Genomic DNA, 13,701 nt, shown 5'->3' on the forward strand with positions numbered 1-13,701 from the left:
ACCGGCCGGTGTCCCCCTCTTCATGAGTCCACCGTCCCTCATGAGCCCACGTCCTCGCTCCTCGGCAGAAAGCCCCTCATGTACGCGCTCCTCTTCAACCTGATCTTCCGGCGCATGGACCCGGAGCAGGCCCATCACCTGGCCTTCTCCTGGATCCGCCGGGCCGCCCGCATCCCCGTCCTGCGGACCTTCGCCGCCGCCGTCCTCGCCCCCCGCCACCAGGCGCTGCGCACCGAGGCGCTGGGCCTGCGGATGCACGGGCCGTTCGGGCTCGCCGCCGGATTCGACAAGAACGCCGCGGGGATCGACGGCATGGCCATGCTGGGCTTCGACCATGTCGAGATCGGCACGGTCACCGCCCAGCCGCAGCCCGGCAACCCCAAGCGGCGGCTCTTCCGGCTGGTCGCCGACCGCGCCCTGATCAACCGGATGGGCTTCAACAACGAGGGCTCGGCGGCGGTCGCGGCCCGCCTCGCGGCCCGGCGCCCGGCCTTCGTCACGACGGTCGGCGTCAACATCGGCAAGACCAAGGTCGTCCCGGAGGCGGAGGCCGTCGCCGACTATGTGACGTCCACCGAGCGGCTCGCCGCCCACGCCGACTACCTCGTCGTCAACGTCTCCTCGCCCAATACCCCCGGACTGCGGAACCTCCAGGCCGTGGACCATCTGCGGCCGCTGCTGACCGCGGTCCGGGAGGCCGCGGACCGCACGGTCACCGATCGCAAGGTGCCACTTCTGGTCAAAATCGCGCCGGACCTCGCCGACGAGGACGTGGACGCGGTCGCCGATCTGGCGGTCGAGCTCGGCCTGGACGGCATCATCGCCACGAACACCACCATCGCGCGCGACGGCCTCGGCCTCACCTCCCCGGACCGGCTCACCGCCGAGACCGGCGGCCTGTCCGGCGCGCCCCTGAAGGCGCGCTCCCTGGAGGTGCTGCGCCGTCTGTACGCCCGGGTGGGGGACCGGCTGACCCTGGTCGGGGTCGGCGGGATCGAGACCGCGGACGACGTCTGGGAGCGAATTCTGGCCGGTGCCACGCTGGTGCAGGGCTACAGCGCCTTCATCTACCGGGGCCCGTTCTGGTGCCGTGAGATCCACCGCGGCCTCGCCGCCCGCCTGGCCGCCAGCCCGTACGCCACCCTCGCCGAGGCCGTCGGCGCGGCCGCCCCGCCCAGCCCCTCCGGCGATTGAGGACACCCCGTACGCATTCCGAAGGAGAGACCGATGACGACACCCGCACCCACCCCCTTCGGCACCCGGCTGCGCGCCGCCATGGACGCCCGCGGCCCGCTCTGCGTGGGCATCGACCCGCACGCCTCCCTGCTGGCCGACTGGGGCCTGGGGGACGATGTGGCCGGTCTGGAGCGGTTCACCCGCACCGTCGTGGACGCCCTCGCCGGGCGGGTCGCCGTCCTCAAGCCGCAGTCGGCCTTCTTCGAGCGGTTCGGCTCGCGCGGCATCGCGGTGCTGGAGCGGGCCGTCGCCGACGCCCGCGCCGCCGGGGCGCTGGTGCTGATGGACGCCAAGCGCGGCGACATCGGCTCGACCATGGCCGCGTACGCCTCCGCCTATCTGGATCCGGCCGGCCCGCTGTTCTCGGACGCGGTCACCGTCAGCCCCTACCTCGGCTTCGGCTCGCTGCGCCCGGCGCTGGACGCGGCGCGGGCGGCGGGGGCGGGCGTCTTCGCGCTGGCGCTGACGTCCAACCCGGAGGGCGCCGAGGTGCAGCACGCGGTGCGGCCCGACGGAACGACCGTCGCGGCCACCGTACTGGCCGCGCTCAAGGCCGAGAACGCCGCCGAGGCCGCCGAGGGCCGCCTCGGCTCGTACGGGGCCGTCGTCGGGGCCACCCTCGGCGGCACCGCGCACCGGCTGGGCGCCGATCTGGCGATCGACGGGCCGCTGCTGGCCCCCGGCATCGGGGCCCAGGGCGCGACCCCCGCCGATCTTCCGGCGGTCTTCGGCGCGGCGGTGCGAAATGTTCTTCCGAGCGTCAGCCGGGGGGTGCTCAGGCACGGTCCGGATGCCGCGTCGCTGGTCGCGGCGGCCTCCCGAATGGCTGATGAAGTGCGTGCCGTGGCCGAATAACCCGGCTACTTTGTCCGTAAATGTCTGAGTCGAGCGAGTCTGACCAGGACTTTTCGTCTGTTCTCGCTGACTGGAGCGGGATCGGCCGCTAGTCTCCGACGAGAGCGAACGCGCGCTGCGTTGCGCGTTGCTCCCCAGGTGAGGGCCGACTAGGTTCCTCACCGGTCCATATCCGACAGTTCGACATCCGAGGTGACGTAGGCGTGGCTCTTCCGCCCCTTACCCCTGAACAGCGCGCAGCCGCGCTAGAAAAGGCCGCCGCGGCTCGCCGGGAGCGCGCCGAGGTCAAGAATCGACTCAAGCACTCCGGCGCCTCCCTGCACGAGGTCATCAAGCAGGGCCAGGAGAACGATGTCATCGGCAAGATGAAGGTGTCCGCTCTCCTCGAGTCCCTGCCCGGCGTCGGCAAGGTCCGCGCCAAGCAGATCATGGAGCGGCTCGGCATCTCCGAGAGCCGTCGTGTGCGGGGTCTGGGCTCCAACCAGATCGCGTCGCTCGAGCGTGAGTTCGGCGGCGCCGCCGGCTGACCCGGCCCGGCGTTTCCAGGCACTCCCGGGAACCTGGATAATCGCTCCATGGCAGCACACTCCGCACGACCGCGACTGACCGTGCTCTCCGGCCCCTCCGGGGTCGGCAAGAGCACGGTCGTCGCCCATATGCGCAAGGAACACCCCGAGGTCTGGCTCTCGGTCTCCGCCACGACCCGGCGCCCGCGCCCCGGTGAGCGGGACGGCGTCCACTACTTCTTCGTGGACGACGGGGAGTTCGACAAGCTCATAGCAAATGGTGAGCTGCTGGAGTGGGCCGAATTCGCGGGCAATCGCTACGGCACCCCGCGCGAGGCGGTCATGGACCGCCTCGGCGCGGGCGAGCCGGTGCTGCTGGAGATCGATCTCCAGGGCGCACGGCAGATCCGCGAGTCCATGCCGGAGGCGCAGCTGGTCTTCCTCGCTCCGCCGAGCTGGGAGGAGCTGGTGCGCCGGCTCACCGGCCGGGGCACCGAGGCGCCCGAGGTGATCGAGCGGCGGCTGGAGGCCGCGCGGACCGAGCTGGCCGCCGAGTCAGAGTTCGATACGACCTTGGTCAATACCTCCGTCGAGGACGTGGCGAACGAGCTGCTAGCCTTGATGCGAGTGGCTTGATCTTCGATTCACTCTTGCCGTCAGGCGAAATAAGGAAGGCTAGAGAGTGTCCTCTCCCATGACCGCGCCCGAGGGGATCATCAACCCTCCGATTGATGAGCTGCTCGAGGCCACCGACTCCAAGTACAGCCTGGTGATCTACGCGGCCAAGCGCGCGCGTCAGATCAACGCGTACTACTCCCAGCTCGGTGAGGGCCTGCTCGAGTACGTCGGTCCCCTCGTGGACACCCACGTTCACGAGAAGCCCCTCTCGATCGCGCTCCGTGAGATCAACGCGGGCCTGCTGACCTCCGAGGCCATCGAGGGCCCCGCTCAGTAGGTTCCGGATCGCTTGAGCCACCGGCCCGGCAGTGATGCCGGGCCAGTGGTGTGTCATGGGTACGTGAGCTGCCCCGGCGTACCGTGACTGGACGTACGGCCCGATGGGGCAGACGACATACCCGGTGGGGAGCCGAGCGATGGACAAGCCCGAGGTGGTCCTGGGCGTCAGTGGCGGGATCGCCGCCTACAAGGCGTGCGAGCTGTTGCGCCGCCTCACCGAGTCCGGTCATGACGTACGCGTCGTGCCGACCGCCTCGGCGCTGCACTTCATCGGCGAGGCGACCTGGTCGGCGCTGTCCGGACATCCGGCGACGACCGAGGTCTGGGAGTCCGTCCACGAGGTGCCCCACGTCCGCATCGGCCAGTCCGCCGATCTGGTCGTGATCGCCCCCGCCACCGCCGATCTGCTCGCCAAGGCCGCCCATGGCCTGGCGGACGACCTGCTCACCAATACGCTGCTCACCGCGCGCTGTCCGGTCGTCTTCGCGCCCGCGATGCACACCGAGATGTGGGAGCACCCGGCCACCCAGGAGAACGTGGCGACCCTGCGCCGCCGCGGCGCCGTCGTCATCGAGCCCGCCGTGGGGCGGCTCACCGGCGTGGACACCGGCAAGGGACGCCTGCCGGACCCGGGGGAGATCTTCGAGGTCTGCCGCCGTGTGCTGGCCCGCGGCACCGAGGCGCTCACCGCCGATCTGGCGGGCCGCCATGTCGTGGTCAGCGCCGGAGGCACCCGCGAGCCGCTGGACCCGGTGCGCTTCCTCGGCAACCGCTCCACCGGCCGCCAGGGGTACGCCCTGGCCCGTGCCGCGGTCGCGCGGGGTGCGCGGGTGACGCTTGTCTCGGCCAACAGCGAGCTGCCCGACCCGGCCGGCGCCGATGTGGTGCGCGCGGGCACCGCGGCACAGCTGCGGGAGGCCGTGCTCAAGGCCGCCGCGGACGCCGACGCCGTGGTCATGGCCGCCGCCGTCGCCGACTTTCGCCCCGCTCAGTACGTTGAGGGGAAGATCAAGAAGCGCGACGGCCAGGAGCCCGAGCCGCTCGCCCTGGTACGGAATCCGGACATCCTCGCCGAGATCTCCGCGGAGCGCGCCCGCCCGGGCCAGATCGTGGTCGGCTTCGCCGCCGAGACCGACGACGTGCTCGCGAACGGCCGCGCGAAGCTGGCCCGCAAGGGCTGCGATCTGCTCGTGGTGAACGAGGTCGGGGAGCACAAGACCTTCGGGGCCGAGACCAACGAGGCCGTGGTGCTCGGCGCCGACGGCACCGAGACGCCCGTGCCGTACGGCCCCAAGGGCGCGCTCGCCGACACCGTCTGGGACCTGGTGGCCCGCCGCCTGGGCTGACCGCGGACCCGGGGCCGCGCCGGATCCCGCCCGGCGGGCCCGCCGGGCCCTCTCGGACCGGCTCGGCAGGGGCGGGACACGGCCGATCGGGCTCATGACACATTCCCGCCACGGCGGGGTGGGGCTGTATTTCGGCTTGAGGCAAGGTATGTTCCCGGTCACGGGCCTGCCCGTTCTGTGGGACGGGGATGCTTGACCGGTGGACGTGCCGGATAAACTGGCCCAGGAACCGCATCGGGCGCAGCCCCCGCGCGGTCCCGACCATGATCAGCCAGCAGCCGCTGCAACCCCAGGGAGCGATGTGTCCCGCCGCCTGTTCACCTCGGAATCTGTCACCGAGGGTCACCCCGACAAGATCGCTGACCAGATCAGCGACACCATTCTCGACGCCCTTCTGCGGGAGGACCCGCACTCCCGGGTCGCGGTCGAGACCTTGATCACCACCGGCCTGGTGCATGTGGCCGGCGAGGTGACGACCAAGGCGTACGCCCCGATCGCGACGCTCGTGCGGAACAAGATCCTCGAAATCGGCTACGACTCGTCGAAGAAGGGCTTCGACGGCGCCTCCTGCGGCGTCTCGGTGTCGATCGGCTCACAGTCCCCGGACATCGCCCAGGGTGTGGACTCCGCCTACGAGCTCCGGGTCGAGGGCGACGAGGACGAGCTGGACAAGCAGGGCGCGGGCGACCAGGGCCTGATGTTCGGGTACGCCTGCGACGAGACGCCCGAGCTGATGCCGCTGCCGATCAACCTGGCGCACCGGCTCTCCCGCCGGCTGTCCGAGGTCCGCAAGAACGGGACCATCCCCTACCTGCGCCCGGACGGCAAGACCCAGGTCACCATCGAGTACGACGGCCACAAGGCGGTCCGCCTGGACACCGTCGTCGTCTCCTCGCAGCACGCCTCCGACATCGACCTGGACTCGCTGCTGGCGCCCGACATCCGGGAATTCGTGGTCGAGCACGTGCTGAACGAGCTGGTCGAGGACGGCATCAAGATCGACACCGAGGGTTACCGGCTGCTGGTCAACCCGACCGGCCGCTTCGAGATCGGCGGCCCGATGGGCGACGCCGGCCTCACCGGCCGCAAGATCATCATCGACACCTATGGCGGCATGTCCCGCCACGGCGGCGGCGCCTTCTCCGGCAAGGACCCCTCCAAGGTCGACCGCTCCGCCGCCTACGCCATGCGCTGGGTCGCCAAGAACGTGGTGGCCGCCGGCCTCGCCCAGCGCTGCGAGGTGCAGGTCGCGTACGCCATCGGCAAGGCCGAGCCGGTCGGCCTCTTCGTCGAGACCTTCGGCACGGCGGCGGTCGACGCCGAGAAGATCGAGAAGGCCATCTCCGAGGTCTTCGACCTCCGCCCGGCCGCGATCATCCGCGACCTCGACCTGCTCCGCCCGATCTACGCCCAGACCGCGGCGTACGGCCACTTCGGTCGTGAGCACTCCGACTTCACCTGGGAGCGCACCGACCGCGTCGACGCCCTCCGCGCGGCGGCGGGTCTGTAGGCCCCCGGCTCGATTCACGCACCCCGACGAAGGCCCGGACGCCCCCGCGGCGTCCGGGCCTTCGCATGCGTCCGGTGTCCGTGCGGTCTGCTAAGACTTGATCTGTGAGCGGGGACAACGAGCGGCCGAGGGATCCGGCGGAGGCGTCGGAGGGGGAGCAGCTCGCGCTCATTCGGGAGACGGTGCGCAAGGCCAAGGTGCCCAAGGCGAAGCCGCGGACCTGGCGGGGGGCGGCGCTGGCCGCGGAGCGGCCGGTGGCGCGGGTGCTGGTCGACAAGGGGCCGGTCCACCTCGACAAGCTGTGGGACTACGCGGTGCCGGCCGAGATGGACGCCGAGGCCCGGCCCGGGGTGCGGGTGCGGGTGCGGTTCGGGGCCGGGACGGGGAAGGTGCGCGAGGGGCGGCGCGAGGGGGGCGGGCTGCTCGACGGGTACATCATCGAGCGCGTCGCCGAGTCCGACTACCGGGGCCCGCTGGCCGCCCTCGCGCAGGTGGTCTCCACCGAGCAGGTGCTGGGGCCGGGGCTGCTGGCGCTGTGCCGGGCGGTCGCCGACCGGTACGCCGGGTCGCTCGCCGATGTGCTCCAACTGGCCCTGCCCAAGCGCAACGCCCGTGCCGAGGGCGAGCCGTCACCGCCGCCGCTGCCCCCGCCGGAGCCGCCCGCGCCCGGGAGCTGGGCGCGCTATCCGGCCGGGCCCGGGTTCCTGGAGGCGCTGGTGCGCGGGGACCGGCCGCGGGCCGTATGGACCGCGCTGCCCGGGCCGCACTGGCCCCGGGAGTGGGCCGCCGCCGTGGCCGCCACGCTCGCGTCCGGGCGCGGGGCGCTCGTCGTCGTGCCCGACGGGCGGACCGCCGAGCGGGTGGACGCCGCGCTCACGGAGGCGCTCGGCGGCCCGGGGCGGCATGTGCTGCTCACCGCCGACCTCGGGCCCGAGGAGCGTTACCGCCGCTGGCTGGCGGTCAGCCGGGGCTCGGTGCGGGCGGTGGTGGGCACCCGGGCGGCGATGTTCGCACCGGTCCGGGACCTCGGGCTGGTGGGGATCTGGGACGACGGGGACCGCAGCCACAGCGACGACCGGCTGCCGCAGCCGCACGCCCGCGATGTGCTGCTGCTGCGCGCCGTCCAGGAGAAGACCGGCTTTCTGCTGGGCGACCTCGGCCGCACCGTCGAGGCCGCCCAGCTGGTGGAGAACGGCTGGGCCCGGCCGCTCGAGGCCGACCGCGAGCGGGTCCGGGCCGCCGCCCCGCTGATCCGTACGGTCGACGAGGGCGAGGTGGCCCGGGACGCGGAGGCCCGCGCCGCCCGGCTGCCCACGATCGCCTGGCAGACCGTACGGGACGCGCTGACCCGCGGCCCGGTGCTGGTGCAGGTGCCGCGCCGGGGCTATGTGCCGAAGCTGGCCTGTGAGCGCTGCCGGGAGCCCGCGCGCTGTGCGCACTGCTCGGGCCCGCTGGAGGCGCGGGACGCGGACCATCTGGTGTGTGGTTGGTGCGGGCGGGACGAGCCCGCCTGGCACTGCCGCGAATGCGGGGGCGTCCGGCTGCGGGCGTCCATCGTCGGCGCCCGGCGCACCGCCGAGGAGCTGGGCCGGGCCTTTCCGTCCGTGCCCGTCCGCACATCGGGCCGTGACCATGTGCTGACGTCCGTCCCCGACCGTCCGGCGCTCGTGGTGAGCACACCGGGCGCCGAACCGGTCGCGGAGGGCGGCTACGCCGCGGCGCTGCTGCTCGACGGCTGGGCCCTGCTCGGCCGCCCCGATCTGCGCGCCGGTGAGGACGCGCTGCGCCACTGGCTGGAGGCGGCCTCGCTGGTCCGCGGCCATGGGGAGGAGGGGGACGGCGGCCGGGGCGGCACGGTGGTGATCATGGCCGAGCCCACGCTGCGGCCCGTCCAGGCGCTGGTGCGCTGGGACCCGGCCGGTTACGCGGCGCGCGAGCTGGCCGAGCGGTCCGATCTGGGCTTTCCGCCGATCTCCCGGATGGCGGCCGTGACCGGCCCCGCGGAGGCGGTGGCCGAGCTGATCGCCTCGACCCACCTGCCCGAGGGGGCCGAGACCCTGGGCCCGGTCCCACTGCCCCCGCCGCCTCCCGGCCGCCCGCGCCGCCCGGGAGACCCGCCCGCGGGCGAGGTCTGGGAGCGCGCCCTGCTACGGGTCCGCCCCGGCCAGGGCAGCGCCCTCGCGGCGGCCCTCAAGGAGGCGAAGGCCCGCCGCCTGGCCCGGGGGGACAGGGATCCCGCGGTGCGGGTGGATCCCCTGGACATCGGGTGATTCCGGGGCCGTACAGCATCCGGTGGCTCGGGCCTTCCGGCCGGGGGCACCTTCCAGCGGTGGCCGGGGGAGGACCGGGCCTCTAAAGGGACGGCCGGGGGCTGGGGAAGGCGCTCGGGCGGGGGTCCTCGCGGAGCGACGGGGTCGACTGCGGGGGGACCGTGCGGGCGGCGGGCACCGAGGGCAGGGGGGCGGGCTCGGCCGGGCGGCCCGTGGACGGCTCGCCGCCCTCGGCCGCGCTCTGCGCGGCGGCCCGGCGGGCGCCGTAACGGCGGTGCACCGCCTGCTTGGTGACACCGAGCGCCGAGCCCACCGCGTCCCAGGAGAAGCCGAGCGAGCGGTCGAAGTCGACCGCTGCCGTGACCAGCGTCTCGACGCTGTCCCGCAGTTCCTGGGCGAGCCGCACGGTGGGGGCCGGGGCGCGTCCGTAGACCACGAAACCGGCGGACGGGCCGGTGCGACGGGGGCGGTAGACATTGCCGAGCTGGGCGGTGAGCGTGCGCAGCGCGTCCACCTGGCGGCGGACCCGCTCGATGTCCCGGACCAGGAGGTGCAGGCTGGCCCGTGCCTGGGCGTCATGAGTTGCGTGGTCGGCCATGAACAAGCCTCTCGAACCGGCGTTGACGGGGAATGGGGGATGGGGGAGTTGAGGGGAAGGGCTGGGGGTCGGACGGACGGCGGGAAATGGATCGGGCCGCGACAGCGGCCCGTTGCGGTCAATCTGCCTTGACCAACGCGGCACCCGCCCGTCGGTCACGGTCCGGGGCGTGCGGCAGTCCGCTCGTACGCCCCCTCGGACGGCGGACCATAGACTTCAGACGCTGCTCGCGACGTTCCCGCCGTATCCGCTGTGTGAGAGGTAGTTCGCCACCCATGAGGCTCGTCTTCGCCGGTACCCCCGAGGTCGCCCTGCCCGCTCTTGACGCGCTGATCGCGTCCGGGAAGCACGAGGTGGTGGCCGTGGTGACCCGTCCCGACGCGCCCGCCGGGCGCGGCCGTCGGCTGGTGGCCAGCCCGGTCGCCGAGCGGGCCGAGGAGGCGGGCATCGAGGTGCTCAAGCCCGCCAAGCCGCGCGATCCGGAGTTCCTCGCCCGGCTCACCGAGATCGCGCCGGACTGCTGCCCGGTGGTGGCCTACGGCGCGCTGCTGCCCAAGGCCGCGCTGGAGATCCCCGCACACGGCTGGGTCAATCTGCACTTCTCGCTGCTCCCGGCCTGGCGGGGGGCGGCCCCCGTGCAGCACTCCCTGCTCGCGGGCGACGAGATGACCGGCGCCTCGACCTTCCAGATCGAGGAAGGGCTGGACTCCGGGCCGGTGTTCGGGGTGGTGACGGAGCAGGTGCGGGCCACCGACACCAGCGGCGATCTGCTGACCCGGCTCGCCTTCGCCGGTGCGGGGCTGCTCGAGGCGACGATGGACGGCATCGAGAACGGCACCCTGCGCCCGGTGCCGCAGTCGGCCGAGGGCATCTCGCTCGCCCCGAAGATCACCGTCGAGGACGCGGAGATCGACTGGACGGCGCCCGCGCTGCGCGTCGACCGGCTGGTGCGCGCGTGCACACCCGCCCCGGGGGCGTGGACCACCTTCCGGGGGGAGCGGCTGAAGGTCGTCTCGGCGCGGCCGGTGGCGGACCGTACGGATCTGGAGCCCGGTCTGTTGGCCGCCACCAAGAAGGCCGTGTACGTGGGCACCGGCAGCCATGCCGTCGAGCTGACCTGGGTGCGGCCGCAGGGCAAGAAGCCGATGCTCGCGGCGGACTGGGCGCGCGGGGTGCGGATCGCGGAGGGCGAGCGGCTCGGGGCCTGAGCGGGCCGCCACGCGGAGACCAACCGTGCCAGGGACGCGCCGACGAGGCGGATGTTGACTTCAACCTAGGTTGAGGTTCTACGTTCCTCACGAGACCTCGGAGGTACGTGATGGACATGCAATCGACCGCCTGGCACTCCCTGTACCAGACGGCCAACGCCCAGGACGACCGGCGGCCCTTCTCCCGCGAGACGCTGCGCCGCATCGGCGCGTTCGCCCGTCCGCACCGCCGTCAGCTGCTGTTGTTCCTGGTGCTGAGCACGGTCGCGGCGGTGCTCGCGGTGGCCACGCCGCTGCTGGCCGGCCGGGTGGTGGACGCGATCGTCCACCATTCGGGACAGGGCACGGTGCTCTGGCTGGCCGGGTGCATCGCCGCGATCGCCGTGGCGGAGGCGGGGTTCGGGCTGGTGACCCGCTGGCTGTCGGCGAACATCGGCGAGGGGCTGATCCTCGATCTGCGCACCGCCGTCTTCGACCACGTCCAGCGGATGCCGGTGGCGTTCTTCACCCGGACCCGCACCGGTGCGCTGGTCAGCAGGCTCAACAACGACGTCATCGGCGCGCAGCGGGCGTTCAGCGACACCCTCTCCGGGGTGGTCGGCAATGTGGTGACGCTGCTGCTCACCTTCGTCGTCATGGTCGGGATCTCCTGGCAGATCACCCTGCTGACCCTGCTGCTCCTGCCCGTCTTCCTGCTGCCCGCGCGCCGGGTGGGCGGACGGCTGGCGAAGCTGCGGCGCGAGGCGGCCGCGCACAACGCCGCGATGAGCACCCAGATGACCGAGCGCTTCTCCGCACCCGGGGCCACTCTGGTCAAGCTGTTCGGACGGCCCGCCGACGAGTCCGCCGAGTTCGCCGCGCGGACCCGGCGGGTGCGGGACATCGGGGTGCGGACCGCGATGGTCCAGGTCTCCTTCGTGACCGCCCTGACCCTCGTCTCCGCCCTGGCCCTCGCCCTGGTCTACGGTCTCGGCGGCTGGTTCGCGCTGCACGGGCGGCTCGACCCCGGCGCCGTCGTCGCGCTCGCGCTGCTCCTCACCCGGCTGTACGCGCCGTTGACCGCGCTGGCCGGGGCGCGGGTCGAGGTGATGAGCGCGCTCGTCAGCTTCGAGCGGGTCTTCGAGGTGCTCGACCTCGAGCCGCTGATCAAGGAGAAGCCGGACGCCCGGGAGGTCCCGGAGGGGCCGGTGTCGGTCGAGTTCGACCGCGTCGACTTCGGCTACCCGGCCGCGGACAAGGTCTCCCTCGCCTCCCTGGAGGAGGTCGCCACCCTGGACACCCGCGGTGGCGTCCCGGTCCTGCACCAGGTGTCCTTCCGCGCCGAACCGGGCCAGATGGTCGCGCTGGTGGGCTCCTCCGGCGCCGGGAAGTCGACCATCGCGCAGCTGCTGCCGAGGCTCTACGACGCCGACCACGGCGCCGTACGGCTCGCCGGGGTGGACGTCCGCGATCTGACGGCCGGCTCGATCCGCGCCACCCTCGGCATGGTCACGCAGGACGGCCATCTCTTCCATGACTCGATCCGCGCCAATCTGCTGCTGGCCCGGCCGGAGGCCACCGACGAGGAGCTGTGGGAGGTGCTGCGCCGGGCCCGTCTCGAGGGGCTGATCGCGGCGCTGCCGGACGGTCTCGACACCGTCGTGGGCGAGCGCGGCTACCGGCTCTCCGGCGGTGAGCGCCAGCGGCTGACCATCGCCCGGCTGCTGCTGGCCCGGCCCCGGGTGGTGATCCTGGACGAGGCCACCGCGCATCTGGACTCCACCTCGGAGGCGGATGTGCAGGAGGCGCTCGGCGAGGCGCTGGATGGGCGCACCGCGGTGGTGATCGCCCACCGGCTGTCCACGGTCCGGGCGGCGGATCTCATTCTCGTCGTGGAGGACGGGCGGATCGTGGAGCGCGGTACCCACACCGAGCTGCTGGCCGCCGGGGGCCGCTACGAGGAGCTGTACCGCACCCAGTTCGAGCAGCCCAGGACCGTGGACAAGGGATTCACCGCCAACGGCGCGACCGTGGGCGGAACCCTCGTGGACGGAACGGTCCTGGACGGCGGCCCCACGACCGCTGACGCCCCGGCGACGTAGGCTGGTCCCTTCAGCCCGATCCGTCCCCCGGAGCACATTTCCCGTGACCGACCAGCCCCGTCGTCGCAGTCCCCACGCCCCGAACCGGCCTGGCAAGCCCTACCGCCGCCCGCAGAAGGACCCCGTGCGGATCCTCGCCTTCGAGGCGCTGCGGGCGGTCGACGAACGGGACGCGTACGCCAACCTCGTTCTCCCGCCCCTGCTGCGCAAGGCGCGGGAGAGCGCGGAGGCCGGCAGCGGGCCGCGGTTCGACTCCCGGGACGCGGCGCTCGCCACCGAGCTGGTCTACGGCACCCTGCGCCACCAGGGCACCTACGACGCGATCATCGCCGAATGCGTGGACCGTCCGCTGCGCGAGGTGGATCCGCCCGTGCTCGATGTACTGAGCCTGGGCGCCCACCAGTTGCTCGGAACCCGTATCCCCACCCACGCCGCCGTCTCCGCGAGCGTCGAACTGGCCCGGGTGGTGCTCGGTGACGGCCGGGCCAAGTTCGTCAACGCCGTACTGCGCAAGATCGCCACCCATGATCTCGACGGCTGGCTGGAGCGGGTCGCCCCGCCCTACGACGAGGATCCCGAGGAGCATCTGGGCGTCCGCCACTCCCATCCGCGCTGGGTCGTCTCCGCCCTGTGGGACGCGCTCGGCGGTGGCAGCGCCGGTATGGAGGAGCTGCTGGCCGCCGACAACGAGCGGCCCGAGGTCACCCTCGTCGCCCGGCCCGGCCGGTCCACGCCCGGGGAGCTGCTGGCCGCGGTCGGTGAGCAGACCGCGGAGCCGGGCCGCTGGTCGCCGTACGCGGTGCGGCTCACCGAGGGCGGCGAGCCCGGTGCGCTGGAGGCGGTGCGGGACGGGCGGGCCGGAGTGCAGGACGAGGGCAGCCAGCTGGTGGCCCTCGCGCTGGCGAACGCGCCGCTGGAGGGGGACGACCGGCGCTGGCTGGACGGCTGCGCGGGCCCCGGCGGCAAGGCCGCGATGCTCGCCGCGCTGGCCGCGGAGCGCGCCGCCGAGCGGCTGGCCGCCGAGCAGCAGCCGCACCGGGCCCGGCTGGTGGCCGGGGCCCTGGCGGGCAACCCCGGGCCGTACCAGGTGATCGCCGCGGACGGCACCCGGCCGCCCGGGGGGGCCGGGGGCCT

The 13,701-nt window shown here is 73.2% G+C and carries 12 protein-coding genes; 11 read left to right on the plus strand and 1 reads right to left on the minus strand.

Annotation, left to right across the window (positions count from 1 at the left end; translation table 11 throughout):
• The first annotated feature begins 78 nt into the window (after window positions 1-78).
• The 8 genes from ABD329_RS29405 to ABD329_RS29440 all read left to right on the plus strand — a co-directional run bounded on the left by ABD329_RS29405 (window position 79) and on the right by ABD329_RS29440 (window position 8,680).
• Window positions 79-1,194, plus strand: a complete 1,116-nt coding sequence (locus tag ABD329_RS29405) for a quinone-dependent dihydroorotate dehydrogenase (RefSeq protein ID WP_198277572.1) — start codon at window positions 79-81, stop codon at window positions 1,192-1,194.
• 33 nt (window positions 1,195-1,227) lie between these two features.
• Window positions 1,228-2,091: an orotidine-5'-phosphate decarboxylase gene (gene pyrF, locus ABD329_RS29410; protein ID WP_198277573.1), complete on the plus strand. Its 864-nt coding sequence runs from the start codon at window positions 1,228-1,230 to the stop codon at window positions 2,089-2,091.
• A gap of 203 nt (window positions 2,092-2,294) precedes the next feature.
• Window positions 2,295-2,618 (plus strand): integration host factor, encoded by a 324-nt coding sequence (locus tag ABD329_RS29415; RefSeq protein WP_009713618.1) that lies wholly within the window; start codon window positions 2,295-2,297, stop codon window positions 2,616-2,618.
• 48 nt (window positions 2,619-2,666) lie between these two features.
• Window positions 2,667-3,233, plus strand: coding sequence for a guanylate kinase (gene gmk, locus ABD329_RS29420; RefSeq protein ID WP_078639846.1), 567 nt, complete (start codon window positions 2,667-2,669; stop codon window positions 3,231-3,233).
• A gap of 58 nt (window positions 3,234-3,291) precedes the next feature.
• Window positions 3,292-3,552, plus strand: a complete 261-nt coding sequence (gene rpoZ, locus ABD329_RS29425) for a DNA-directed RNA polymerase subunit omega (RefSeq protein ID WP_020867048.1) — start codon at window positions 3,292-3,294, stop codon at window positions 3,550-3,552.
• Window positions 3,553-3,691: 139 nt separating this feature from the next.
• Entirely contained in the window at window positions 3,692-4,900 is a 1,209-nt protein-coding gene (gene coaBC, locus ABD329_RS29430) for a bifunctional phosphopantothenoylcysteine decarboxylase/phosphopantothenate--cysteine ligase CoaBC (protein WP_198277574.1), read from the plus strand.
• Between the two features lie 301 nt (window positions 4,901-5,201).
• A complete protein-coding gene (metK, locus tag ABD329_RS29435) occupies window positions 5,202-6,410 on the plus strand; it encodes a methionine adenosyltransferase (protein WP_198277575.1) in 1,209 nt (402 codons plus the stop codon).
• Between the two features lie 104 nt (window positions 6,411-6,514).
• The gene (locus ABD329_RS29440) at window positions 6,515-8,680 is read left to right on the plus strand and encodes a primosomal protein N' (RefSeq protein ID WP_344317149.1); all 2,166 of its coding nucleotides are present in this window, start codon (window positions 6,515-6,517) and stop codon (window positions 8,678-8,680) included.
• Window positions 8,681-8,762: 82 nt separating this feature from the next.
• Here ABD329_RS29440 and ABD329_RS29445 read toward each other — a convergent pair whose 3' ends face one another.
• Window positions 8,763-9,278, minus strand: coding sequence for a hypothetical protein (locus ABD329_RS29445; protein WP_037951675.1), 516 nt, complete (start codon window positions 9,276-9,278; stop codon window positions 8,763-8,765).
• A gap of 275 nt (window positions 9,279-9,553) precedes the next feature.
• Between ABD329_RS29445 and fmt the strand changes: the two genes are divergently transcribed.
• From fmt to ABD329_RS29460, 3 genes are all read left to right on the plus strand, one after another.
• Window positions 9,554-10,486, plus strand: a complete 933-nt coding sequence (gene fmt, locus ABD329_RS29450) for a methionyl-tRNA formyltransferase (protein WP_198279605.1) — start codon at window positions 9,554-9,556, stop codon at window positions 10,484-10,486.
• Window positions 10,487-10,596: 110 nt separating this feature from the next.
• Window positions 10,597-12,567, plus strand: a complete 1,971-nt coding sequence (locus ABD329_RS29455) for an ABC transporter ATP-binding protein (RefSeq protein ID WP_198279606.1) — start codon at window positions 10,597-10,599, stop codon at window positions 12,565-12,567.
• Window positions 12,568-12,610: 43 nt separating this feature from the next.
• On the plus strand, window positions 12,611-13,701 hold a 1,091-nt coding region (locus ABD329_RS29460; protein ID WP_344317150.1), incomplete at its 3' end, for a transcription antitermination factor NusB.

This window comes from Streptomyces javensis (genome assembly GCF_039525925.1).
Lineage (GTDB): Bacteria > Actinomycetota > Actinomycetes > Streptomycetales > Streptomycetaceae > Streptomyces > Streptomyces asiaticus.

Coding starts and splice junctions, on each gene's coding strand:
- ABD329_RS29455 (WP_198279606.1), top strand. CDS start 10,597: ATGGACATGCAATCGACCGCCTGGCACTCCCTGTACCAGACGGCCAAC.
- ABD329_RS29405 (WP_198277572.1), top strand. CDS start 79: ATGTACGCGCTCCTCTTCAACCTGATCTTCCGGCGCATGGACCCGGAG.
- rpoZ (WP_020867048.1), top strand. CDS start 3,292: ATGACCGCGCCCGAGGGGATCATCAACCCTCCGATTGATGAGCTGCTC.
- coaBC (WP_198277574.1), top strand. CDS start 3,692: ATGGACAAGCCCGAGGTGGTCCTGGGCGTCAGTGGCGGGATCGCCGCC.
- gmk (WP_078639846.1), top strand. CDS start 2,667: ATGGCAGCACACTCCGCACGACCGCGACTGACCGTGCTCTCCGGCCCC.
- ABD329_RS29445 (WP_037951675.1), bottom strand. CDS start 9,278: ATGGCCGACCACGCAACTCATGACGCCCAGGCACGGGCCAGCCTGCAC.
- pyrF (WP_198277573.1), top strand. CDS start 1,228: ATGACGACACCCGCACCCACCCCCTTCGGCACCCGGCTGCGCGCCGCC.
- fmt (WP_198279605.1), top strand. CDS start 9,554: ATGAGGCTCGTCTTCGCCGGTACCCCCGAGGTCGCCCTGCCCGCTCTT.